The following is a 24,747-nucleotide window of genomic DNA, read 5'->3' as shown; positions in this document are numbered from 1 at the left end:
AAGGCCGCCTAATAAAGTTGTGACCGACAGCGTCGAACCACAGATGTGGTGCCGCAGGCGCATTGTTGCAGCGACCCGCCCTGCGTTGCGATGCACTGCCTTGGCGCGATCGAGGCCCTATGGCTCGCGTACCCATTCCAGCCCGGCATCGCTTGCCATATAGCTTCCCGTCCATTGCACGCGGCGGCGGTGGTCCAGCGCATCCACCTCCCGTCGGCGCACCGCTTGGTCCTCGTCTCCCGCAAGCTGCTGACGCTGGACCAACCGAAGGACGGGCACCTAGCTCAAAACATCATCTCTGGCGGTGATCATGTCGAATAGCGGAAGGATGGTCCACGCTGGCATGGGCATGTTTTCCATGCGATGCGTCGCGGGTCCGCAGCCACTCCGGAGCAATTTGCTCACTCACCGCACTTCGTTGAGGTAGCGCGTTTCCTGCGTCGTGAACCGGTGATGGCCCAGGATCACGGGGGCGCCGGCCTGGTCATAGCCGGTGTCGTGAATCACCAGCAGGGCAGCCGGTGCGTCCAGGCGCAGCAGCACGCTATCTTCGGCCTCTGCCAGTTCCGCCGTCACGCTTTCGCGCACGGCCACGACGCGAATGTCGTACTGCTCCAGCAGATGGCGATAAAGCAGCGACGGCACCGCCTCCACGGTACGCGGGAAGTCGGGTAGCCGGGCCAAGGGCAGTAGGATCCGCTCGTGCATGGCGGGGCGGCCGTCCAGCAGGCGCAACCGGTGCAGGCGCAAAACGGGGCCGAGGTCGCCGAAGGCTTCGGCCTCTGCCGGCGTTGCGGCATCCTCCACTACGGACAGCACTTGCGTGGCGGAATTCAGCAACGCGCCGTCTGCGCCATGGAGCCGGAAATACTCGAAAAAGAACCGCAGGCTGTGCTGCGGCGCCCGGCCGGTGACAACGGTGCCAAGTTTGCGCCGTCGCATCAGCAGCCCCTCCGCCACCAGGTCCGCCAGTGCCCGCCGGATGGTGCCCACCGCCACCCCGTATTGGGCTGCCAGCGCCACCTCACCCGGCATCGCCTCGCCAGGTGCCCATACCCTCATGAGGATCTGCTCCGACATCTGGCGCTTCACATGCTCGTACAGCGGCAACGGGAGGGGTGGGCGGGCGGCAGGCGCGGCACGGGTCTTGACAGAGAGCATGACAATTCCGTTCAATTCTTTATAGAATATAGAAAATTGGGCCGGCGACCAGATGCTTCCTACCTTTTCGCCCTGGGCCAGGGCTCCCTCCAGCCTGGACGTGGCCTTCCGCCATATCGCCGCGCATGTCGAGGATGCGGTGCAGGATCTGTCGCGGATGCTGGCGGTCGATACCACCTTCCCGCCCGGCGCCGGCTACGCCGATTTTGCGACACTGCTTGAGGCAATGGTGGCGCCGCTGCGCCTGCAGACACGCCGGATCAGCGTGCCGGAGGCCCTTTGGAAGGTCCCCGGCGGCCCGGCATGGGGGGAACGGGTCAACCTGATCGCCGCCCGCCGGACCGGCCGTCCGGTGCTGGGGCTGTATTTCCATACCGACACAGTGCCCGCTGCCGAGGGCTGGACCCGCGACCCTTTCGCCCTGACGCGAGAGGGCGACCGGCTGCACGGCCTGGGGGCGGCCGATATGAAGGGCAGCATCGCCGCCACCCTCCTGGCGCTGCGCGCGGCCGAAGCTTGCGGCGTGCCCCTGGCCTATGATCCGCAACTCTTGCTCTGCACGGATGAGGAAGGCGGCCTTTACCCCGGAGTTCGCTATCTGGCCGAGCAAGGACTGCTGGAAGGCCACGTGCTGAATTTCAACGGCACCGCCGCAGCACGCATCTGGGCCGGTTGCTTTGGCGCTTTCAACCTGCAACTGCGCATCATCGGGCGCGGTGCCCATGCGGGCGATATGGGTGGCGCCGTCAATGCGGTGGAAGCGGGCGTGCCGGTGATGCGGGCGTTGCTGGGGCTGCAATCCGACGTTGCGCGCCGTACTTCCGCGCTGCCCGCGCCGCCCTGGTGGCAGGGGCGGCCGCTGGCGGGCAGCCTCGCCATCGTTGCGGCGCAGGGTGGCACCGGCAGTGGCGGACAGGTGCCCGCTGCCTTCACCCTCGTGATCAACCGCCGCTACCCGCCGGAGGAGGATTTCGCGGCCGCGCACGCGGAGATCGAGGCCACCATTCATGGTGCCCTGCCACCCGGCGCCACGGGGCAGATCGACTTGGTTGGCCATTTGATGCCGACCGCCGACCCGCGTGGCCCGCATTGGCCGCGCTGGCAGGCGGCGCTGAGCCAGGGCTTCGGCTATCGGCCCGACGAGTTCCGCGCCTGGGGCGCCGCCAGCGCATCCGATTTCGGCTGGGTACAGCGCGCGACCGGGTGGCATGAGGTGCTTCTGACCGGCCTGGGCCGCGCCGACAATGCCATCCACGCGCCGGACGAGCACACCACCACACATGACCTGATAGCACTGGCCCAAAGCGTGCTGGCCTATCTTGCCGCCGATTTTTCCCCGGAGCTGATCCCGGCCGCGGATGCCGCGCGTGACCCGCGCCGCCCGGGACAATGAAGACCACAAAAGACGCCGAACCGGCGCCCGCACACCGGCCCAACTGACTGCCCCATGGAGCCCCACATGACCCGTCTGACCCGCCGCCTGCTGCTGTCCGGCACCGCCGCCGTCACTCTGCTGCCCGGCCTCGCCGCCGCGCAGGCTGCCGCCCCGACCCCGCGCCGCGGCGGCACGCTGCGCGTGTCCGTGGACCAAGCCGCAAGCGTGATCCACCCGCTGCGCGCGCGGGTGAACCCGGAATACCTTGTCACCGAGCTGCTTTACAGCAACCTGACGCGGCTGAAGCACGACATGACGGTGGAGCCGGACCTGGCCGAGCGCTGGTCCAGCAACGACGCGCTGACCGAATGGACCTTCGTGCTGCGCGAGAACATCAGCTTCCACGACGGTGCCCCCTGCACCGCCGAGGACGTGGCCGCGACGTTCCGCGCCATCCTGGACCCAAAGACTGCCTCCCCCGCCCGCGCCAATGTCGGGCCGATCGACAAGGTGGAGGCGAAGGACGCGCGCACCGTGGTCTTCACCCTGAAGACCGCCTATGCCGACCTGCCGGTGGCCGTGGCCTTCACCACCGCCCGCATCATCCCCGCCCGCTTCGCGACCGGCGACATCGACCGCCTGTCGCGCGAGGCGGTGGGCACCGGGCCGTTCAAGCTGCAGTCCTACGAGCCGGACCGCCGCATCGTCGTGACGCGCAACGACAACTACTACGACCCCGCGCGCCCCTACCTGGACCGCGTGGAGGTGATGGTGTTTCCCGACCCCACCGCCGAAAGCTCCGCGCTGATCTCGGGCGACACGGATCTGTTGAGCAATGCCGGCCAGGGCGAGTTCCCGCGCCTGGAAAGTGCGCGCGGCGTGGCCGCCATGCGGGTGCCGTCGGGCCTGTTCCTGAACGTCAACATGGGCTGCGACGTGGCGCCCTTCAACGACATGCGGGTGCGCCAGGCCTTCGCTTTGACGGTGGACCGCGCCGCCATGGTGGGCTTCGTGGCGCAGGGCTACGGCACGCCGGGCAACGACAGCCCGATGAACGCCGCCTACCATTTCTTCCGCGACATGCCGCTGAAGAAAGCCGACGTCGCCCAGGCCAAGCGGCTGCTCGCCGAGGCCGGGCACCCCAACGGCATCGACCTGACGCTGGTGGCCTCGGAAACCCCGGGCACGCGCGCGCAGCTCGCGGTCGCGATGCGCGAGATGGCGCGGCCCGCCGGCATCCGCATCACGGTGCAGACCATGCCGCACGCCACCTACCTCGACCAGGTGTGGAAGAAGGGCAACTTCTACGTCGGCTACTACAACATGCAGCCCACCGCCGACGGCATCTTCTCGCTGCTCTACACCTCGGACGCCGCCTGGAACGAGACGCGCTGGAACAACAAGGAGTTCGACGCGCTGGTGGCCGAGGCGCGGGGCACCACGGACGAGGCGAAGCGCCGCGACCTCTACGGCCGCGCGCAGGGCATGATGCATGAGCAGGTTCCCTCGGTCATCCCGGCCTTCTTCGACATCCTGCAGGCGCGGCGCGCCTATGTTCAGGGCTATGCGGCGCATCCGCGCGGCTCCGTCTACCGGCTGGACCAAGCCTGGCTCGCCGACGGCGCGCCGCGGCGGGGCTGAGGCCTTGAACGCTTCGTGGCTGCTGCGCCGGCTGGCGCTGGTCTGCTACACCGTGCTGGTGGTGTCCGTGCTGGTGTTCGGCATCACCCAGGTGCTGCCGGCCGACGCCGCCGTGACCCTCCTGGGCGAGAACGCGACGCCGGAGGCCCTGGCCGCCGTGCGCGCGCAGCTTGGCCTCAACGACCCCTTGTGGCTGCAGTACTGGCACTGGCTGTCCGCAGCCCTGGGGGGTGACTTCGGCACCTCCATGCGCACCGGGCAGCCGGTCGCGCCCACCATGCTGGTGGCGCTGTCACGCTCGCTGCTGCTGGCGGGGCTGTCGCTGGCGCTGATGCTGGTGGTGGCCATCCCGCTCGGCGTCTGGGCGGCGCTGCGGCAGGGGAAGGCGGCGGACCTGGTGACGGGGCTGGTGTCCTATCTCGGCGTGTCGCTGCCAGAATTCGTCACCGCGACCCTGGTGCTGATGGTCTTCGCCGACTGGCTGCAATGGCTGCCGGCCACCGGCTACGTGCCGCCGGGCGAGGATTTCTGGGACAGCATGGCGCATCTGGTGCTGCCGGTGCTGACCGTTTCGCTGATCATGGTCGCCCACGTCTCGCGCATGGTGCGATCCGAGACGATCGACGTGCTGCACAGCGACTACATCCGCGCCGCCCGGCTGAAGGGATTGCCGGAGCGCAGCGTGCTGCTGCGGCACACGCTGCGCAACGCGCTGCTGCCGGTCATCACCATCGTGGCGCTGGATGTCGGCTACCTGCTGGGCGGCATCATCGTGGTGGAGGAGATCTTCGCCATCCCCGGCATCGGGCGGCAGCTCATCGTCGCCGTCACCTCGCGCGACCTGCCGGCCATCCAGGCGGGGGCGATGATCATGGCGCTGACCTATGCCGTCGCCTCCACGCTCGCCGACATCGCCTATGCGCTCCTGGACCGGAGGATCCGCTATGACTGACATCCTCCGCCGCCTGTGGCGCACGCCGCAGGGCGCCATCGGCCTCGTCATCCTGGCGCTGCTGCTGCTGCTCTGCCTGCTCGGCCCGTCCCTCGCCCCGCGCGACCCGGAGGCGATCGACTTCATGGGCCGCTTTCGCCCGCCGGGCGCGCTGAACTGGCTGGGCGCAGACCAGCTCGGCCGCGACGTGCTGAGCCGGTTGATGACCGGCGCGCGGGCCACCGTGCTGCTGGCGCTGGCCGCGACCCTGCTGGGCACGCTGGCCGGCAGCGTGATCGGCACGCTGTCCGCCTATCTGGGCGGGCGGTGGGACGAGGCGATCATGCGCAACGTCGATGCCGTGATGGCTATCCCCGGCCTGTTGCTTGCGTTGCTGCTGGTCAGCAGCCTGGGCAAGGGCAGCTTGAATGCGACGCTGGCCATCGCCATCGCCTTCACCCCCGGCATGGCGCGCGTCACGCGCTCCGTCGCCCTCAACGTCCGGGCGCAGGACTACGTCAAGGCGGCGCAGGCGCGGGGCGAGCGCGCCACCTTCATCGTGCTGCGGGAGATGCTGCCCAACGTGGTCGGCCCGGTGATCGTCGAGACCACCATCCGCGTCGCCTTCGCGGTCATGTTGTTCGCGACGCTGAGCTTCCTCGGTCTCGGCGCACAGCCGCCGGCGCCGGAATGGGGGCTGATGGTGGCCGAGGCACGGCGCTTCGTGCATCAGGCACCCTGGGTGATCATCGCGCCCTCCGTCGCCATCGCGGCCACCGCCATCGCCTTCAACCTCCTGGGCGACGGGCTGCGCGACGCGCTGAACCCGAGGGACGAGCGATGATCCTCTCCGTCGAGAACTATTCCCTGTCCTACCGCACGGCGGCGGGCCTCGCGCCGGCGCTGGTGGATGTGTCGCTGGACATCGCCAAGGGCGAAGTGCTGGGGCTGGTGGGCGAGTCCGGCTCGGGCAAGTCCTCGCTCGCCTGGGCCATCATGCGCCACCTGCCGCGCAACGCGGTGGAGGCGGGCGGCGCGCTGCGGCTGGGCGGCACCGACCTGCGGGGGCTGGACGCGCGCGGCATCGCGGCGGTGCGCGGCAAGCGCATCGGCATGGTGTTCCAGGACCCCTCCACCGCGCTGAACCCGACGCTACGGCTCGGCGACCAGGTGATCGAGGTGCTGATGCGCCATCGCGGCCTGTCCCGCGCCGAGGCGCGCGAGGCGGCGGAGGAGGCGCTGCGCGAGGTGGAGCTGCGCGAGCCCGCCGCCCTGATGCGCCGCTTCCCGCACGAGGCCAGCGGCGGCGAGAAGCAGCGCGTGGTGATCGCGACCGCCTTCGCCACCCGCCCCGAGCTGATCCTGTTTGACGAGCCGACAACGGCGCTCGACGTCATCACCGGCGCGCGCATCCTGGAGCTGTTCGCGCGGCTGCGGGCGCGCACGGGGGTTTCCGCGCTCTACATCTCGCACGACCTCGCGCTGGTGTCGCGCGTGGCCGATCGGGTGGCGGTGCTCAAGCGCGGCGTGGTGGTGGAGCAGGGCACGCCGGAGGCGGTGTTCCGGGCGCCGCAGCATCCCTACACCCGGCAGCTCGTCGCCGCCGTGCCGCGCCCCGGCCACCGGCTGGTGCGGGACGAGGCGGCACCGGGCACCGTGCTGGCGGCCAATGGCATCAGCGTTCGCTACGCCCGCCGCCGGCTGTTCCGCCCCGCGCCGCCGCCCGCCACACACGCGGTGTCGCTGGCGGTGAAGCCCGGCGAGATCTTCGGCGTGGTGGGGGAATCCGGCTCGGGCAAGTCCTCGCTGGCCCGCGCGCTCAGCGGCCTCGCGTCCTTCGATGGCGGGATCGAGGCGGCGGGGCAACGGATCACCCACGCCCGGGACATGGGGCGGGACTACCGCCGCGCGGTGCAGATCGTCTTCCAGCACCCGGATTCTTCGCTGAACCCGCGCATGCGGATCGGCGCCATCCTGGCGCGGCCGCTGCGGCTCTATGGCGGCAGCGATGCCGAGATCCCGCGCCTGCTGGAGGAGGTGCGCCTGCCGCACGACTATGCCGCCAAGTATCCGCACCAGCTGTCGGGTGGCGAGAAGCAGCGCGTCGCCATCGCCCGCGCCTTCGCGGCCCGTCCCTCGCTGGTGATCTGCGACGAGATCACGGCGGCGCTGGACGTGTCCGTGCAGGCCCAGGTGGTGGAGTTGCTGCTGGAGCTGCGACGCCAGCACGGCACTGCCTACCTGTTCATCACCCACGACCTCAACCTGATCCGCCAGATCGCCCACCGCATCGCCGTGATGCGCAACGGCGAGATGGTGGACCTGCGCGATGCCGCCGCCATCGGCGGCGATGACGCCCACCCCTATACCCGCGCCCTGATCGCCGCCTCCCCGGTGCCGGTCGGCGAGGCGCTGCCGGAGCACAATGCATGACCCCTGAGGACCTTCTGGCGCGCATCGATGCGCAGGACTGCCTCGACACGCTGGCCGCCATGGCGCGCCACAAGAGCTACAGCCAGACGGAGGGCGAGCGGACGCTGGTGGAGGCGATGGGCGAGCGCATGCGCGAGCTCGGCCTCGAGACGGAGCTGACGCCGGTGCCCGGTGGGCGCATCAACGCCGTGGGCCGGCTGCGCGGTGCGGGCGGCGGCAAGAGCCTGCTGTTCAACGGCCACCTCGACACCAACCCGGCGACGGAAGGTTGGACCGTCGATCCCTGGGGCGGCAAGGTCGACGAGAACTTCATCTACGGCATCGGCGTGTCCAACATGAAGGCGGGCGATGCCGCCTATTTCTGCGCCGTCAAGACGCTGCTGGACGCGGGCGTGAAGCTGAAGGGCGACGTCATCCTCACCTTCGTGGTGGGCGAGCTGCAGGGCGGCATCGGCACCCGCGCGCTGATGGAGCAGGGGCTGCGCGCCGACTACTTCGTCAATAGCGAGCCGACTGACCTGGCGGCGCTGACCATGCACGCCGCCGCCTTCACCTTCGTGATCGAGCTGACCGGCGACACGCGCCACCTGTCCAAGCGCGAGGAGGCGGTGGATGCGATCGTCGCCGCCGTGGACCTGATCCCGCGCTTGAATGCCATGCGCTTCTCGGGCGCCGCCTCGCCCGCGCATGAAAGCATCAACCGCGTGCATGTGGGCGTGGTGCGCGGTGCCCTGGGGCAGGAACTGCATGAGTGGCGCGCGCCGCAGGTGGCAGACTTCGTGCGCCTGCGCGGCTCTGGCCGCTATGCCCCCGGCCAAACGGAGCAGGGCGCGCTGGCCGACATGCGGCGCGAGCTGGACGCACTCGAGGCTCGCTTCCCCGGCCTGCGCGCCAGCCTGACCACGGAGGCCGCGACCGGACATCAGCCCATGCCGGCCTTCGAAGTCTCGCCCGAGAGCCGCATCGTCCAGGCCATCAACCGTGCCTACATGGCGGTCCGTGGTACGCCGCAGCCAACCGGTGCCATCACGCCGCCGGGTTATTACGGCACCGACGCCGGGCATCTCTACAAGCTGGGCGGCATGGAAGGCATCGTCTGCGGGCCAGGCGGCCGCTACAACACCATGCCGGACGAGCGCGTGGACATTGTCGATTTCCTCGACATGGTGCGGGTCTACCTGCTGACGATCCTGGATATCTGCGAAGTGGCCTAGCTTGCCTTCGACGTCATGAGGTCGCGTGCTTCAGCGTCGCGTTGCTGCGCGCTGGAGCTACGCGGCGTCATCATGAGTGGCTAATTTGCCATGCCCGAAGCAAGCCTTCCCAGACTCACATATGCCAAAGCTTCAGGCCTTCTGTCCTGCCGTCCACGCTGCACCAGCCTGAGTGATCCGGACAGGGACGAAACCAGTAATTGAGCAAGTCCTTCAGGGACAGCGTTTGGCGCCAGGGGTGCAGGGCGCTCTTTGGGGTCCCCCATAATCATAAGGATAAGCAATTCCTTATCCGCACTTTCGATCATTGTATTTTCCCTAATACGGTGTTTCCGCCAAGCTTCCGGCCCGAACGAATGCGCTGGTCCGCCAGCGGTCATCATCAATGCCCGGGCGTGGAGCCAATCCCATCGTGAAGTCGCCGACGACGAGGACCGCCCCGGGCAGCGGAGCGATGTCAGGCTTTGCCGCACCGTCGCTGACGGTGATCCGCACCCTGGTCATCGCTGCCCTCGGCGGCGGAGCCCTCAACGCAGTCGGCATGCCGGCGGGCTGGCTTTGCGGCGCCATGCTGGCCGTCGCCCTGGCTGCTCTGTGCCGCCTGCCTGTCCGTGTGCCTGATACCCTCAGGGACGGTACTTTCATCGTGCTGGGTACCTCGATGGGCAGTGCCGTCACGCCGTCCACACTGCATGACGCGACGCTGTGGCCGATCAGCCTGTTGATCCTCATGGTGTCGATCGCCGCCACAATGGCGGCGGGCTCCTTCTACCTCCACCGCATCCATGGCTGGGACCCGGCCACGGCGCGGCTGGCCTCGGTGCCGGGCGCGCTGTCCGCTGTGCTGGCCCTGGCTACCGGCACCACCGCCAACTTCCCTGTCGTGGCCCTGGCGCAAACGCTACGGCAACTTCTACTGGTCGGCCTGCTGCCGGTCGCCCTGGCTTTCGGCGGGCATGCCGCGCTGGCCCTGGCCACCCCGCCTCCCGCCACGCTGGCGGACATGGCCATCATGCTGGTGGCCGGGGCCGCTGGCAGCCTGGTGCTGGCACGGCTGGGCGTGCCGGGTGGGCGGCTGGTGGGCGCCATGCTGGGCAGCGGCGTGCTGCACCTGCTGGGCTTCGTATCCGGCCGCCTGGACCCGGCCCTGATGGTAGCGGCCTTTGTGATGACCGGCACGGTCATCGGCAGTCGCTTCGCCGGCACCTCGCCCAGCCTGCTGCTGCGCACCGTGCGCCCGGCCTGCATCGGCACCGCCATCGCCGTCATGCTGTCCTTCGGCTTCGCCCTGCTTTGTCAGAGCCTGCTGGGGTTTCCCTTTGCCGAGATCTGGCTTGCCTATGCTCCCGGCGGAGTGGAGGCGATGACCGTGATGGCCTTCGCGCTTGATCTCGACCCATCCTATGTCAGCGCGCACCACGTTGTGCGTCTGATGGCGCTGACGCTGCTCAGCCCGCTTTGGATGTGGTCCATCACCGCCAGGCATGCCGCCGACCCCCTGAAGCAGGGGCAACCGGATGCGTGACGTGAGCCCGCCTGCCGGTCGTGCCAAACCCTTTGAAGGACACCGTCCCGCCATGCCCCAGGCCTGCCTGCCCCCGTTCCGCCGCCCGGGACTGGCATTGTGCGCCGTGCTGGCAGTCGTTGGCCCGCTTTCCGGCGCCGCGGCGCAGTCGCTGGTGATCGCCACCTCCTCGCCCCCCACCGCGCTCGACCCGCATTTCCACAACCTGATGCCGAACAATGCGCTGGCCGCGCATGTCTTTGATCGGCTGGTGCACCAGGACGCACGGCAGAACCCAGTGCCGGGCTTGGCGACGGCCTGGACACCGGTTTCCGACACGGTGTGGCAGATCACGCTGCGGCAGGGCGTGCGCTTCCATGACGGAACGCCCTTCACCGCCGCCGACGTGGTGGCCAGCCTGGCGCGCGCGCCCGATGTCGCCAACAGCCCAGGCTCCTTCGCCCAGTTCCTGCGCGGCATCTCCGCGGTGGACATGATCGGCGAGCACATGCTCCGCATCACTACCGTCACGCCGAATCCTCTGCTGCCCAACGATCTGTCCATGATCGACATCGTGCAGGCTCGCTTCCGCAACGCGCCGAGCGAAGCCTTCCGCAACGGCGAGGCCATGGTCGGCACTGGTCCCTTCCGTTACCGCGCCTTCACGCCTGGCCAGGAGGCCGTGCTGGCGCGCAACCCGGATTACTGGGGCGGCGCCGCGCCATGGCAACAGGTGACGCTGCGCGTCATCCCCGACGACAGCGCCCGCCTGGCTGCCCTGGCCGCCGGCGACGTGGACGTGGTGGAGGGCGTGCCCAGCAGCCAGCGGGCGGCACTGGAAAAGCGGCCGGGCGTCGGGCTCTGGAGCACCGTGTCCAATCGCCTGATTTTCCTGTCATTCGATACGGAGCGGCAGAGCACACCCTTCGCCGCCGGCCCGGACGGCCAGCCGCTGCAGTCCAACCCGCTGCGAGACGCGCGGGTTCGCAAGGCCATCTCCCTTTCGGTGGATCGCGGCGCGCTGGCGGAGCGGCTGATGGAAGGCTCCGCCCTGCCCGCCGGCGCCGTGCTGGCGCCCGGCTTCTTCGGCGTCAGCCAACGGATGCAGCCGGAACCGGCGGACGCGCCAACGGCCCGGGCGCTGCTGGCAGAAGCCGGCTACCCCAAGGGCTTCCAGCTGACCTTGCACGGTTCCAACAACCGCTTCCCCAACGACGACAAGGTGTTGCAAGCCGTGGCGCAGATGATGACGCGCAGCGGCATCGCGGCGAAGGTGCAGACCATGCCCTTCTCCATGCTGCTGTCCCAGGGCGGTGCGCCGAACTACGCTTATTCGGCCATGCTGCTGAGCTTCGGCGCCAATACGGGTGAGGCATCCTCCTCCCTGCGCTCGCTCATCGCGACGCCGGACCGGGCTACCGGCATGGGCGCCGCCAACCGCGGACGCTATTCCAACCCCGGATTTGATGCGCTGCTGCGGCGCGCCCTCGGCACGGTGGAACCGGAAGCGCGGCGCGCCCTGCTGGAGCAGGCGGGCGAGATGGCCATGGCCGACCATGCCATCGTGCCGCTGCTGTTCCAGGTGAATCTCTGGGCCACGCGCGCGGGCCTTTCCTACGAGCCGAGGGCCGACGAGTGGACCCTGGCCCAGTTCGTCCTGCCCCGGAAGTGAAGGCACATCCCATGAGCACAGCCACCCTGGCCGCCGAGGCCACCACCACCCCCATCCACCGCCTGACGGCGACTGAGCTGGCACGCCGCTACCGCCAAGGCAGCCTAAAGCCCAGCGTTGCGCTGGAAGCCATCCTCGCCCGCATCGCCCAGGCCAATCCCGTGGTGAATGCCTTCGCGACTCTGGACGAGTCTGGCGCGCGGCAGGCCGCCGCCCAGGCCGACGCGCGCTTCGCCGCCGGCCAGCCGCTCGGCCCTTTCGACGGCATACCTGTCAGCATCAAGGACAACATCACTGTGGCGGGGCTGCGCTGCGCCTGGGGCAGCGAAACCTTCGCGGATTTCGTGCCGCAGCAGGATGAGACACCCGTGGCGCGGCTGCGCACCCAGGGCGCGGTGATCCTGGGCAAGACCAATGTCTCGGAGTTCACGCTGGGCCGGGGCAATGTCAGCACGGAGCTGTTCGGCACCACGCGAAACCCCTACGACCCCGCCCTGACCTCGGGCGCTTCCTCGGGCGGCGCGGTGTCCGCCGTGTCTTCCGGCATGGGACCTGTGGCGCTGGGGACGGATGGCGGCGGCTCCATCCGGCGGCCCGCGGGCTACACCGGGCTGCTTGGGCTGAAGCCCAGTGTGGGTCGGGTGGCGCGCAGCGGCGGCCTGCCGGTCATCCTGCACGATGCCGAGATCATCGGCCCCATCGCCCGCACCACCGATGACCTGGCCATGGCGCTTGCCGCCATCCAGGGCCCGCTGGACGAGGACCGGGGCTCGATGGCCTTTCGTGCCGACGAGGGCGAACCGCCGGCGCGGCCCATGCGTATTCTTTACGTGCCGCGCTTCGGCGACTGGCCGGTGGACGCACCGATCGCCGAAGCCTGCGCTGCCGCCGCGGAAAACCTGCGCGCGCTGGGCCACATAGTGGAACAGGGCACCTTGCCCGCCGATCTCGCGTTGTTCGAGAAGAACTGGCCCAATGTGGGTGCCGCCGGTCTGGCCTGGCTGCTGCGCGGCAAGGAATGGCGCGGCCGCGTCGGCAAAATCTACGAGGAGATGATAGAGAAAGGCATGGCTCTGAGCGCCATGGACTATCAGGACGCGCTGCAGGCCTTCCGCGACATTCAGGCGCAGTTCGCGCGCTTCTTCCGCGACTACGACCTGATGATGACCCCCTCCTCCGGCGCGTTGCAATGGAAGGCGGAGGAGTTCGGCCCGCCGCACCACCGCGCCTTTACCGGCATCGTCAACCTGGCCAGCCTTCCCGGCATCAGCATCCCGGCTGACCCCTCGCCCGCCGGCCTGCCCATCGGCTTTCAGCTGGTGGCACCCTATGGCGGAGACTGGACGCTGGTCGCCATGGCCCGCCAGTACGAGGCGGCGCATCCCTGGGCGGACCGCTGGCCCGCGCTCTGAACTCCGGGGGCGCGGGCCGTCAGGCGGCCTGCGCCCCGCTCGTCCGCACCGCCGCCGCCCATCGTGCGCGCTCCTTCGCCAGGAATGCGTCCAGCTCTGGGCCTGAGGTGAGAGCCAGGGGCATGGAATGGCGGGCGCGCAACTGATCCCGCCACTGCGCCGTGCCGGTCACCTGCGCCATCGCCTGCTGCAGCTTCGCCAGTACGGGCGCCGGCGTGCCGGCTGGCGCGAACAGCCCGAACCAGTTGGGCACGTCCAGGCTGGGAAAGCCGAGTTCCGGCAGGGCGGGTACGTCCGGCAGGCTGTCCTGCCGCGCCGCCGTGGCGGTACCGAGGATGTGGAGCGCGCCGGCCTGCGACAGCGGCAGTGCCGTGACCACGGCGTCGAAGATCAGCTGGATCTGGCCGGACAACAGGTCCGCGATGGCGGGCGGGCTGCCGCGATACGGCACATGCGTCAACTGCACGCCGGCATCCTTCGCGAACAGCTCGCCGGTCAGGTGCGCCAGTGACCCGCTGCCGCCAGAGCCGAAGTTGAGTGCCCCGGGTCGCGCGCGCGCTGCCGCCAGCAGCCCGTCCAGGCTTGGTGTGGCCAGTGCCTTCGAGCTGGTCAGCAGCACGTTGGCCTGCGCGCCCATCAGCCCGACCGGCAGCAGTTCGGTATCCGGATCATAGCTCAGCTTGCCGTAGAGCGGCTTGGCGATGCCCATCGTGGCCGGGCTGGCGCAAAGCAGGGTGTAGCCGTCCGGCGAGCCGTGGGCGACGTATTCGGCGCCGACGTTGCCACCGGCACCGGAGCGGTTCTCCACCACCATCGACTGGCCCAGCACCGGCGTCATGGCTTCCGCCAGCGCGCGGGTCAGGATGTCACTGACGCCGCCGGGCGCGAAGGGCACCACGATGCGGAGTGGGCGGTCGGGAAAGCCGGGCCCGGCCAGCGCGGGCCGTGCCAGCAGGGTGCCGGCGGCGGCGAGAAAGCCGCGACGGGAGCCGGTCAGGCGGTTGCTGGTCATGGCGAAAGATCCTTGCGGCGAGAGGAATGTCCGCAGCTTGCCATTCAAGCTTCTTCAGGGAAAATACGCTTTCCTGGGGCTTCCATAACGGATCACTTATGAAACTCGGCGTTCGCCAGCTGGAAGTGATCCGCATCTTCGCGCGCACGCACAGTGTCACGGAAACGGCGCGCGTGCTGAACGTGTCCCAACCCGCCGTCAGCCAGACGCTGCGGGAGGCGGAGATGCAGCTTGGCTTTCCCATTGCCGTGCGCTTCGGCAACCGCACCCGGTTGACCGACGAGGCCCGGGCGCTGATGCCGGATATCGAACGCATCCTCGCGCAGTTCTCGTCGCTGAAGGGGCGGGCCGAGGAGTTGCGGGATTCTCGTGCCGGCTCACTTTCCATCGCCAGCGTGCCTACGTTGTTCATCGCGCTGCTACCCCGCGCCGTGGCTTCCTTCCTGAGGGAGCACAGGCGCGTGCAGTTGCAGGTCGGCAGCCACACCGCCGCCAAGGTGCTGCAGCAGATCCGGCAGGACACAGCCGACATAGGCTTAGCCTTCATGCCGATCGACGAGATCGGCGTGGCCGTGCAGCCGGTCCTGCGCATGGCCGTGGTCTGCGCCGTTCCCGTCGGCCACGCGCTGGCAGGCCACGACTGCATCCGCCCCGCCGACCTGATTGACGAGGTCATTGTGGTGCAGAACGCACACGGCCCGCCGGGGCTGGTGCTGCGGGAAAGGCTGGAACACGACTTCTCGCGCATGCGGGTGGTCGGCACCAACCAGTCCTCGGCGGCCTTGAGCATGGCCTGCGAGGGGATCGGCATCGCACTGGTGCACCCCCTCACCCTTTCCGGTCCGCCGAGGCCGGAAGTGGTGACCATCCGTTTTGAACCGAAGATCGAACTGACGCTGGGCCTCGTTTATGCGCGGCAGAAGCCGGTGTCGCGCATCATGCTGCATTTTGAGCGGCATCTCCGCGCGTCATTACAGGAATTCTGCGACACCGCTACGGCGCGTGGTCTCGATTGCGAGATGCTGATTTGATCATTGCAGTAAATCGAGCAGATACTCATGGCAGGTTGGGAACATTGTATCAATTGAATATGCCCGGCGAGACATGGAGCTTTGGCAGGCAGAACCTTGGCTCTCATGACTGGCGTAGCAGGCATCGTTGCAACGATCCTTCACCACGTCAGTGATAGAGCGACAGATACCCTCCTTGAAATCCAAATCTGCCCTAGGTCGTAATGGCAGATCATCGGAGACGTTGACGTTCGGTTCGACGCGTTCTTCAGTGATTTCGCTAGTAATAGCGGTGTCCCCAGGCACAGCCTGTAATGCTGCGAACTTGCATCTGTCCCATAGTCGTCACTCGACGGTGGATTTAATGGTCAAGAGACGCCCTGGGGCTGGTGCAGGCGGGGTTCTTCATGATTACGCCGGCGCAGCTGTCGATGCGGGCGGTGCCGCATGCGGTGTTGATCCACCGCCGATTGATAAAGCCAGAGATGTTGCGCACCGTGGATGTGATCTTCCGCCGCGGCCACGTCAGTTTGACGCGACACAGCAGTTCCATGGTTAGCAAACCCGGTCACGGCGCCAACAGGGTATCCACCAGTTGCAGGAATTGCCGGGGCGATACAGCGCTTGGCGAGGTATTGTCCGTGCCCATGTTGCGGCCGACGGCGAAGGCGTCCGTCACGGCGCGGCGGTGCACGACCACAGTGTCGATGGCGGGCAGGCCGAGGATGAACTGGCCGTAGTTACCGTTGGCGAGAAAGGCGCCCTGCCAAGCCGGCTCTGCACGCTCCGGCACCCACCAGAGATAGCCATAGCCCAGGCCGCCATCCTTGAACGGGCCGCTCATCTCGGCGGAAGGGACGTGCAGCGAAGTGCTGTCACGCACCCATGCCGCGGGTATCAGCTGCCGCCCATTCCATTGACCACCACGTGTCATCAAGAGCCCGAGCCGCGCCATGTCCCTCCCCGATAGGAAAAAGTGGTAGGCGAGGTATGCCGACTGATCGGTGAAGCCGAGCATCCGCTGGCGCGTCGGGTCGTAGTCTTGCATCTGCAGCGGTTCGGCGAGGTCCTCCTCGAAGGCCTTGAACACGGTACGGCCAGCCAACCGCTCGTACACTGCGCCTGCGACGTTAAAGTCCCAGTTGTTGTAGAAGAAATAGGTGCCGGGTTGCTTCGAGCCCCGCGCGGGCGTGCTTGGGTCGCTGCCCGGGCTGCCGGCGGGGTGATAAACGCCCGACCGCGCGGTCAGCAAGTCCCGCACCCGTGCCGTGCGCTCCACCGGCAGCAGACCACCGACATCATTGATACCAATGTCGCCCACTGTGCGGTCCAGATCGATGGTACCGTCCATCACCGCACGACCATACAGCATGGACAGGATGCTTTTGCGCGCGGAGGCGAGGTAGCTAATCTCCGCCACCTCGCCCCACTGCCACACCACGCGGCCGCCCTGCACCACCATCATGGCGGTGCTGGGCAAGGCACTCAGTGCCTGTTCTACCTTCGCGAAGCCGGCAGCGGGCGGGACGGCGGGCCCGGTGGCCCAGGTGCCGCCGGGGAATGCCGTTTGGTCGGCAGCGGCTGAGCGTGCCGAAGCCAGTATGGATCCAGCGCAGCCAAGCAGCGCGCGGCGGGAAAGGGTGGCGTCAACCGTCATGGATCTTGATCTCGCGACGCAAAGCGGTCGCCGGATGCCGTCCGGCGGCGGAAGACAGACGCAGGCATAGCGGCTTGTGGCCTTTGCTTGGTGCGTCAGGCCAAGAGTTTGGACTTGACGGCCACCAGCGTCTACCGGGGGCACAGTCATAGCTACGCCCCATCGTTTTCCTTCACCTACTGGCACCTTGACACGGCACCGATCAGGCGGCGCAAGGTGGCTGTGTCAGCGCAAGGCCGCCACCACCATGCCGGCGATCTCCAGGAATTGCCCGGCGGAGACAGCGGGCTCCTCCGTCTTGTCGATCCCGGCATTGCGCGCCATTGCCTTGGCGTCGCTGACAGCGCGGCGATGGACGATCACCAGATCCACCGCTGGCAGGCAGAGCAGGAACTGGCCAAAATGTCCCGAGGCCTGGAACGCCCCGCGCCATTGCGGCGCCGGGTCGCGCGGCGTCCACCAGTAGTAACCGTAGCCATAGGGCCCGTCCCGGTACTTCCCCTGCATTTCCGTCGCATCGATCTGCGTCCGGGTACTTTCGTCGATCCATGCGGGCGGGATGAGCTGCCGCCCGCCCCAGTCGCCGCGCCGCAATGCCAGCAGGCCGATGCGTGCCATGTCCCGTGCCGATAGAAACATGTGATAGGCCAGAAAGCGTGACTTGTCCGGGTAGCCCAGCATGCGCTGCCGGCTCAGGTCAAAGTCCTGAAAGCCGAGTGGCACGGCAAGCTGGTCGCCCAGCGCATCATGCACGCTGGTGCCTGTCAGCTGTTCGAAGATCGCGCCTGCGACGTTGAAGTCCCAATTGTTGTAGTGGAAATACGCTCCGGGGCGCTGCGACCCACGCGCGGGCGTACCGGCGTCATCGCCGCCCGGGCTGCCGGCAGGATAGTACACGCCGGAGCTGCTTTTCAGCACGTCGCGGATGGTGGCCTGCCGCTCGGCCGATGTCAGGCCTTCGACATCATCGATGCCAAGCTGCTCCAGCGTCAACGACAGGTCGATGGTACCGTTCGCGACATGGGGGCCATACAGCATCGACAGGATGCTTTTGCGGGTGGATGCCAGGTAGCTTTGCTCCGACACGTCGCCATAGCTATGCACCACGCGCGCGCCCCTGCAGACCATCAGCGAGGTGGTGGGTAGCGCGTCCAGCCGCGCGTCGAGAGCCACAAGGCCCCCGGCGTCGAAGCCGGCCTCCATCGGGCTGGAGAAGCGGTCCCAGTCCGTCCCGGGAACCGGGGGGGCGGCGGCCGAAGCACTCATGGCAGTGATCCTGATAGGGGGGATAAGATGGCGCTAGCGGCCGGAGATCCGGACATCCTTGGCGAGCGTGCGCTCATCGACACGCGGCACATAGGACAAGCCCTTGCGCATCGCCCAGGTGTTGCTCTGGTGATAAAGCGGGATGATGGCGGCATCCGTCACCGCCAAGCGCGTTGCCTCCACCAGCAGCGCCTCACGCGCCGCATCGTCAAAGGTGGCAGTGGCCCGCGCCGTCAGGGCATCGAGTGCCGGATTGCTGTAGCCGCTGTCGTTCAGCGCGCCGGTGCCCTTGGCGGCGTCAACGGTGCCGAGTCCATTGACCAACATGGAGGTGGCATCGAACGTCGCGTTGCCGAGACCCAGCATGCCAACCGCGAAGTGTTCCCGCTGCGCGGAGTAGGCGCTCCACGGTAGCGACACGAGGCTGGTGCGCACGCCAATGCGCGTCCACATCTGCGCCACGGCCTGCCCCACCGCCGGCGCATTGGGGTAGCGGTCGGATGGCACGTGCAGCGTCAAACGGAAGCCATCCGGGTAGCCTGCCTGCCGGAGCAGCGCCCGCGCCTTGTCGGGCGCGGCCTCTGGCACCGGCATCGCCTTATCGTAGGAGAAGGTGCCGGCCGGCAGGAACTGCACGGTGGGTGTCGCGGTGCCCTCCATGATGCGCTCCGTCACAGCGGCGCGGTTGATAGCCAGCGACAGGGCCTGCCGTACCTCTCGCTTGGCCAAGGGATTTTCCCGCATCGGCGAGCCGTCAGCGGCCGTCACGAGGTTGTCGCCAGGTGCTGCCGCCGCATGAGCAGGTGCCAGATAGATCACCCGCAGCCCGGCGCCGCTGGCCACCGTTACGCCCGGGGCGGCCCGCAGGCGAGGCAGATCGGCCGCCGCGGGCATCTCGATCATGTCGACGTCACGTGACAGGATGGCGGCGGTCCGGCTCGCAGCGTTCGGCATCATGCGATAGGTGACCGTATCCCAAACGGGCCTGTCACCCCACCAGTTCGGGTTGCGCTCCAGCACCACGCGTTCCCCCGGGCTGAAGCGTCCGAGCCGGAAGGCGCCGGTGCCGATCGCGGCGGCGCCCGAATTGTAGTCGGCAGTGCCGGCAGCTTCCCCTGCGTGGCGCGATACAATGGCGACGTTGGCAAGGTCCCCCGGCAGGCCAGGCGACGGGGCGAGCGTCTCGATGCGCAGAATACCGGGGGCAATGGCGGTCACTTTGCCCACGTTGCGGAGAAACCCGCCGAAGCCGCCAGGGCTGTTGGGCACGTTGCGGGCGCGCTGCAAGCTGAAGGCAATATCGTCCGCCAGCAGCGGCGTGCCGTCGTGCCAGCGCACGCCGGAGCGCAGGTGGAATTCCCAGGCCGTTTCGCCAGCTGGAGCCCAGCTCTCGGCCAAGCCGGGCTGAAGCTGACCGGAAGCGCTACGCTCGACCAGCCGGTCGAAGATCTGCATGGCCAGGCTGTTGTTGGGCGAGGCGTTGTGGAAATGTGGGTCCACCGAGGTCACCGCCCCTGCCATGCCAATGGTCAGGCTTTCCGCCTGCAGCGCCGTGCTGAGCAGCAGGAAGCATGCGGCGGAAATGCTTGCGCGACAGATCATGGCAGGGTGCCTTCAGCGGGTCGGGTCTGGCGGAACAGTCAGTAGGTCATCCCGCCTGGACCTCCGTCAAATCGATGTTTAGCATTTGATTCATGCATGGCATGAATGACCCGCGGACAATCCGTCACCTCCTCCGGCTCGACCTCAATCTTCTGAAGGCGTTGGATGCCCTGTTCCAGGCCCGGCAGATCACCGAGGCGGGGCGCATAATCGGGTTGTCACAGCCAGCGATGAGCCATGCGTTGTCGCGCTTGCGGGTTGCCTTTGGCGACCCGCTGTTCGTGCGCGCCGCCGGAGGGCTGGTGCCCACGGCGCGCTGCGTTGCCTTGTCGGCCGCCGTGCAGCACGCCCTCAGCATCCTGCAGCAGGCTATCACCGCCGTAGAGCCATTCGATGCCACCTCGTCCCGGCGCCATTTCCGGATCGGCATGAATGACTTGGTTTCCACCACCATCCTTCCGCAGCTGGTCCGCCGGCTTCGCACCGCGGCGCCATATGTCAGCCTGGAAGCCATCCATCTGCCCCGGGCGACGGCGCCGGGACATATCGGACTGCCGGGATTGCTGGACGACGGCAAGATCGACCTGGCCCTTGGCCATATCGGCATCATGCCCCCGCGGTTGAGAGTGCAGCGGTTTGGGGAAGAAGCGCAGGTCTGCATCCTGGCTCAGGGCCATACGGCATTCCGGCGCGGCTTCGACCTGCAGACCTTCGCTGCGCTTGGCCACGTCAAGGTGTCGTCATTTGCCGATCGGAAAGGATGGATCGACGATGAATTGGAACTCCGGGGATTACGGCGCCACGTCGCCGTGGTGGTCCCGCACTTCACGGCGGCGGCGCTCATCGTGGCAAGTACGGACCTGATCGCGACGGTACCACACGGAACTGCGATGACGGCTTTGGTAGCCGGCAAACTGGACATACTCGAATGCCCGCTGCCCTGCCGTGCGCATCCCATCGAAGTGTGCTGGCAACAGACAAGGGATGACGACCCGGGGCTGGCCTGGCTGCGTCAAATGATTGGCGTGACCATTTCGGATCACCTTGTCCAGGCGGAGTGATCTAAAAAGCTTCCTGCCGAGCGGAGTATTGGCCGGTGCCTGCCTTCATTCGGCTGCTCGATAGAGATCAGAAATCGTTCGATTTATTATCGACAATGAATGGCTTCGGCACTTCTGTTCTAACAATTTATTATTCCGTTCCGGTGGCTGCGGGGGCGCCCTCATCTTCGAATATTCGCCAAATATTTAGGGCGCTTATTGTCTCTATAACGTTACGAAATCCCTGATGACTGATCCCGACACTCTCTTTGCCGAGAAATGCAAGGATGAAGTTCTACAGGCCAACACTCTAATAATTTGCACAGAAACTTCTTTAGTGTGTATGGATATATATATCTCGTCAACTAACAGCGCAGATTCTGCATCTATTAAAAGATGCTCACACCTGCCAGATACTCGAGGAAGGTCGTTGAGATTCCGTGTTTGCCTTAGCCGATCGATGGCCGCCGCTGCGCGCCATCGACGGCAAGATGCGCCCCGTTTACCCAACTGGCGCGACGCGACAAGGCGAAGGTAACCACATCGGCGATCTCCTCAGCGGTTCCCATGCGACCACCCGGGAACTCACGCTGAATGAAAGCCTCGATGACCTCGGGCTCCCGCTGCATCCGCCGGTCCCAGCCGCCGCCCTCATAGAGAACGGAGCCGGGACTGACCGTATTGATGCGGATCCGGTCAGGCGCCAGTTCCTCCGCCAGGGAGGCCGCGAGTTGAATCTCCGCAGCCTTGGCAGCCGCATACTGCGCCTTGCCGCCGGGCTTCCAGCCAGAGATGGACGCCACCACGACGATGCTGCCGCCGCCCCGCTGGCGCATATGTGGCACGACGGCGCGGATGGTATCAACAGCATGGAACAGGTTCAGCGCGAAGGTGCGCTGCCAGTCGTCATGCGTGCTCTCCTCCAGCCAGCCGCCGGCGCTGCCACCCACGTTGGCCACCAGCAGATCGACCCCACCCAGCGCCACCACCGCATCAGCCACGAAACCCGCGGCACCCTCGGCGGTCGCGACATCGGCTGGAAAGCCGAAGACGCGTTCGGGGCCGGCAGCCTCACGCAACTGTCGCTCCGTTTCCACCACCGGCTCCGGCGAACGGCTGCAGAAGGCAACCCGGGCACCTTCTGCCAACAGGCTCGCCGCGATCGCCCGCCCGATGCCTCGCGCACCACCAGTGACCAACGCACATTTATTGGTCAGTCCAAGATCCATAATCCAGTATCCTTAGGCTGGCGGAAGCGGCAGGGCCGCGCTCTCGAGATATTCCGCGAAGAGCACCTCCGGTGAAAGCCGCCGCGTCGTGATGCCGGCGCGCCAGGACTGTTCGGCGAATATATCGATAGGCTGCCGGTTGGGTTCGAAGCCATAAGGATGGAAATCCTCTCCCAGCAAAGCCTCGGTCCGCTCCAACTCGTCCTCGAGCCACGGGGTGGCATAGGGGAAATTGCGCTGCGCGGCGGTGAAGGCGTCGTTGCCGGCGATAAAGGCTTCGGTCAGTGCCCGCGCCACCCAGGGATGCACCTCCCACAGCGCGCGGCGGATCACCACCAGATGCTGGGTGGGGAACAAGCCTGTCTGCTTGAAATAGCGCTCCTCCTCGGCCCTCCAGTCGCGCACCAGCCGGATGATGGGTCCGCGCTCACGATGGTAGGCACGCGGGCGTGGCGGACTGAACACCGCGTCCAGCTCGCCCGCCAGCAACATGGCGGACAGCGAGCCTCCCTCCGGCGGGGTGGTGACGCCGGGTGGCAGCGCCTCCGGGCTCGCAGCGGGCATCGGGTCGTCGACTGGGCCGATGCACCAGTGGATGCCGGCGATATCCACGCCATGCGTGGCCAACAAGTGGCGGTACCAGACCGCTCCGCTATTGGCCCAGCCGTACATGCCGATCCGCTTACCAGCGAGGTCCGCGATGGCGGTGAATGGGCTGCCTGACACGGCGTAGAGATCGCGGATGGTGAAGCCGCGCAGTGGGAAGACCGGCAGCGCCACATGGCTACGGTCGCCCTGGTCGATGCGCATGACATGGCGGCAGAACGAGGACTCGCCCCCCTGCACCGACGGATCGTTCAATGCCCGTCGCAACATGGCATTGCGGTCTTCCCAGGAGCCTCGCCGGCCGAGCGTCAGCGTCAGGTCGATGCCCGGTGGCACCACCTCGCCCCGCGCCAGCGGCATCAGCCGGGCGTAATCGGCGAAGGTGAGTTTGACTGGCAGCCGCCCGGTCGTCATTCCGGCGACACCATGGCGGCCGAGACAAAGCCGTCCGACCGCGGCGTATACCGGTAGCCAATACGGCTGGCGAAGACGTTGTCCTGGTAGAACAGCGGCACTACGGCCTGGTCGGCCATGGCGATCTCGGCCACCCTTTGCAGCAATGCTTCACGCTTTCCGTCGTCGACCGTCCGCATTGCCTCGGTTAGCACACGATCAACCTCCGGGTTCGAGTAGCGGGCGCGGTTGGAGGAGCCCATGCCGGTTTCGCGGTTCACCGTGGCGAACTGCGCCCGCAAGGGAAAGGAGGCCTCACCGGTGGTCGAGCTGTTGCCCGCCAGAAACACGCTGTAGGCATAGTGCGGCGGGCCCGCCTGGGTGATGAAAACCGACCACGGGAAGGTTGCCACCTTGGCCTCGATACCCACGCGGATCAGCATCGGCGCGATGGCCTGCACCACCTTGGCGTCGTTCAGGTAGCGATTGTTCGGCCCGGCGATGGTCAGCGAGAAACCATCCGGGTAGCCGGCCTCGGCCAGCAGCTTGCGGGCGGCCTCCGGATCGTAGCGGTCAGGTCGCAGGCGTGGGCTGACGCCAAAGAAGCCATCGGCCAGCAACTGGCTGGCCGGTGCCGCCGCGCCTTCCATCAGGCGCTCCGTGAGCGTCTGCCGGTCGATGGCCAGCGACAGGGCGCGGCGCACCCGCACATCCTTGAACGGGTTGGCTGGCAGCGGCTGGCCGGCACGGTCGGTCACCATGGGCGTCTGGTCGCGGAAGCTGTCCATGTGCAGGAACAGCACGCTGTTGGAGCGAGTGCTGACCACGCGCATGGTGCCGTTCGCGGCCAGATGCTTGGCATCACCTGGGGGCACATTGTCGATCACCTGGACATCGCCGGAAAGCAGTGCCGCAATGCGCACGCCACTGGCCGGGATCATACGGATCGTCGCATTGTCCCAGGCCGGCGCCGGCCCCCAGTACGCCTCGTTCCGCCGAAGCTGCACACGGTCACCGGATGCATAAGACACAAAGCGGAACGGGCCGGTGCCGATAGTGGCGGTGCCATTGTTGAAGTCGGCGGTCGAGGCCTTTTCAAACCGGCGGGAGATGATGTCGATCGAAGAGAGGTCGACCGGCAGCAACGGCGCGGGTGCCGCGGTCTTCAGGCGCAGCGTCAGCGGGTCCACCACGACGATCTCCGTGATCGCGCGGGTATAGACCTCGTAGGAGCCGGGGCTGTTCGGCACCCAGGGCACCCGGCGCAGCGAGGCCGCCACATCCTCCGCCTCAAAAGCACTGCCATCGTGGAAGGTCACGCCTGGCCGCAGGTGGAATTCCCAGGTTGTCTCGTCCACCGCCGCCCACGACACGGCCAGGCCGGGCACCAAACGCTGTTGCGCATCTTGATCGATCAACCGATCGAAGACATTCATCGCGACGCTGAAGTTGGACGACAGGTTATGGTAGTGCGGATCGATCGCCGTCACTGCCGATGCCACAGCGATCGAAAGATCCTTTGCCATAACGGGCATCGCGAAACAGAGTGTCAGGACAACTGTGGTCCTTTGCAGCATCCCGGTCCATCG

At 67.3% G+C, this 24,747-nt stretch carries 19 protein-coding genes; 11 read left to right on the top strand and 8 right to left on the bottom strand.

Annotated features, from left to right (window positions below):
• Positions 1–405 precede the first annotated feature (405 nt).
• Positions 406–1,161 (bottom strand): GntR family transcriptional regulator, encoded by a 756-nt coding sequence (locus IAI59_RS18715; RefSeq protein ID WP_207415897.1) that lies wholly within the window; start codon positions 1,159–1,161, stop codon positions 406–408.
• A 52-nt stretch (positions 1,162–1,213) separates the two neighbouring features.
• Between IAI59_RS18715 and IAI59_RS18710 the strand changes: the two genes are divergently transcribed.
• The 9 genes from IAI59_RS18710 (at position 1,214) to IAI59_RS18670 (ending at position 13,343) form a co-directional block, all read left to right on the top strand.
• A complete protein-coding gene (locus tag IAI59_RS18710; RefSeq protein WP_207415896.1) occupies positions 1,214–2,554 on the top strand; it encodes a M20 family metallopeptidase in 1,341 nt (446 codons plus the stop codon).
• A 66-nt stretch (positions 2,555–2,620) separates the two neighbouring features.
• On the top strand, positions 2,621–4,177 hold the full coding sequence (locus IAI59_RS18705) for an ABC transporter substrate-binding protein (RefSeq protein ID WP_207415895.1): 1,557 nt from the start codon (positions 2,621–2,623) through the stop codon (positions 4,175–4,177).
• 4 nt (positions 4,178–4,181) lie between these two features.
• A complete protein-coding gene (locus tag IAI59_RS18700; RefSeq protein WP_207415894.1) occupies positions 4,182–5,129 on the top strand; it encodes an ABC transporter permease in 948 nt (315 codons plus the stop codon).
• Complete coding sequence (locus tag IAI59_RS18695; protein ID WP_207415893.1) at positions 5,122–5,952, top strand: ABC transporter permease; 831 nt, start codon at positions 5,122–5,124, stop codon at positions 5,950–5,952. Before IAI59_RS18700 ends, IAI59_RS18695 begins: the two co-directional genes overlap by 8 nt.
• Positions 5,949–7,541 (top strand): ATP-binding cassette domain-containing protein, encoded by a 1,593-nt coding sequence (locus IAI59_RS18690; RefSeq protein ID WP_207415892.1) that lies wholly within the window; start codon positions 5,949–5,951, stop codon positions 7,539–7,541. The genes IAI59_RS18695 and IAI59_RS18690 overlap by 4 nt, the downstream gene beginning before the upstream one ends.
• Complete coding sequence (locus IAI59_RS18685) at positions 7,538–8,755, top strand: M20 family metallopeptidase (protein WP_207415891.1); 1,218 nt, start codon at positions 7,538–7,540, stop codon at positions 8,753–8,755. Before IAI59_RS18690 ends, IAI59_RS18685 begins: the two co-directional genes overlap by 4 nt.
• Before the next feature lie 454 nt (positions 8,756–9,209).
• Positions 9,210–10,280 carry an AbrB family transcriptional regulator gene (locus IAI59_RS18680; RefSeq protein WP_207415890.1) on the top strand — a complete coding sequence of 357 codons (1,071 nt, stop codon included), beginning with the start codon at positions 9,210–9,212 and terminating at the stop codon, positions 10,278–10,280.
• A gap of 52 nt (positions 10,281–10,332) precedes the next feature.
• On the top strand, positions 10,333–11,931 hold the full coding sequence (locus IAI59_RS18675) for an ABC transporter substrate-binding protein (RefSeq protein ID WP_207415889.1): 1,599 nt from the start codon (positions 10,333–10,335) through the stop codon (positions 11,929–11,931).
• An 11-nt stretch (positions 11,932–11,942) separates the two neighbouring features.
• A complete protein-coding gene (locus IAI59_RS18670; protein ID WP_207415888.1) occupies positions 11,943–13,343 on the top strand; it encodes an amidase in 1,401 nt (466 codons plus the stop codon).
• 19 nt (positions 13,344–13,362) lie between these two features.
• On the opposite strand, the gene IAI59_RS18665 is transcribed toward IAI59_RS18670, so the two are convergent.
• Complete coding sequence (locus tag IAI59_RS18665) at positions 13,363–14,355, bottom strand: Bug family tripartite tricarboxylate transporter substrate binding protein (RefSeq protein ID WP_207415887.1); 993 nt, start codon at positions 14,353–14,355, stop codon at positions 13,363–13,365.
• Between the two features lie 98 nt (positions 14,356–14,453).
• Here IAI59_RS18665 and IAI59_RS18660 point away from each other — a divergent pair, with 98 nt between their 5' ends.
• Positions 14,454–15,386, top strand: a complete 933-nt coding sequence (locus tag IAI59_RS18660; protein ID WP_207443874.1) for a LysR family transcriptional regulator — start codon at positions 14,454–14,456, stop codon at positions 15,384–15,386.
• A gap of 547 nt (positions 15,387–15,933) precedes the next feature.
• Here the strand turns inward: IAI59_RS18660 and IAI59_RS18655 are convergent.
• The 3 genes from IAI59_RS18655 to IAI59_RS18645 all read right to left on the bottom strand — a co-directional run bounded on the left by IAI59_RS18655 (position 15,934) and on the right by IAI59_RS18645 (position 19,890).
• On the bottom strand, positions 15,934–17,022 hold the full coding sequence (locus tag IAI59_RS18655; RefSeq protein WP_207415885.1) for a serine hydrolase domain-containing protein: 1,089 nt from the start codon (positions 17,020–17,022) through the stop codon (positions 15,934–15,936).
• 225 nt (positions 17,023–17,247) lie between these two features.
• A complete protein-coding gene (locus IAI59_RS18650) occupies positions 17,248–18,288 on the bottom strand; it encodes a serine hydrolase domain-containing protein (RefSeq protein WP_207415884.1) in 1,041 nt (346 codons plus the stop codon).
• Positions 18,289–18,321: 33 nt separating this feature from the next.
• On the bottom strand, positions 18,322–19,890 hold the full coding sequence (locus tag IAI59_RS18645; protein ID WP_207415883.1) for an ABC transporter substrate-binding protein: 1,569 nt from the start codon (positions 19,888–19,890) through the stop codon (positions 18,322–18,324).
• A 92-nt stretch (positions 19,891–19,982) separates the two neighbouring features.
• On the opposite strand from IAI59_RS18645, the gene IAI59_RS18640 reads away from it, so the two are divergent.
• Positions 19,983–20,951, top strand: coding sequence for a LysR family transcriptional regulator (locus IAI59_RS18640; protein WP_207415882.1), 969 nt, complete (start codon positions 19,983–19,985; stop codon positions 20,949–20,951).
• Positions 20,952–21,379: 428 nt separating this feature from the next.
• Here IAI59_RS18640 and IAI59_RS18635 read toward each other — a convergent pair whose 3' ends face one another.
• From IAI59_RS18635 to IAI59_RS18625, 3 genes are read right to left on the bottom strand one after another with little or no spacing between them, the layout of a single operon-like run.
• Entirely contained in the window at positions 21,380–22,159 is a 780-nt protein-coding gene (locus IAI59_RS18635) for an SDR family NAD(P)-dependent oxidoreductase (RefSeq protein ID WP_207415881.1), read from the bottom strand.
• A gap of 12 nt (positions 22,160–22,171) precedes the next feature.
• A complete protein-coding gene (locus IAI59_RS18630; protein ID WP_207415880.1) occupies positions 22,172–23,179 on the bottom strand; it encodes a substrate-binding domain-containing protein in 1,008 nt (335 codons plus the stop codon).
• Positions 23,176–24,735: an ABC transporter substrate-binding protein gene (locus IAI59_RS18625; RefSeq protein ID WP_207415879.1), complete on the bottom strand. Its 1,560-nt coding sequence runs from the start codon at positions 24,733–24,735 to the stop codon at positions 23,176–23,178. The genes IAI59_RS18630 and IAI59_RS18625 overlap by 4 nt, the downstream gene beginning before the upstream one ends.
• Between the last annotated feature and the right edge of the window lie 12 nt (positions 24,736–24,747).

The sequence above is a fragment of the Roseomonas haemaphysalidis genome (assembly GCF_017355405.1).
Taxonomy (GTDB): domain Bacteria; phylum Pseudomonadota; class Alphaproteobacteria; order Acetobacterales; family Acetobacteraceae; genus Pseudoroseomonas; species Pseudoroseomonas haemaphysalidis.
Note: the sequence above shows the minus strand (reverse complement) of the source record. Positions and strands in the feature narration are given on the sequence as shown.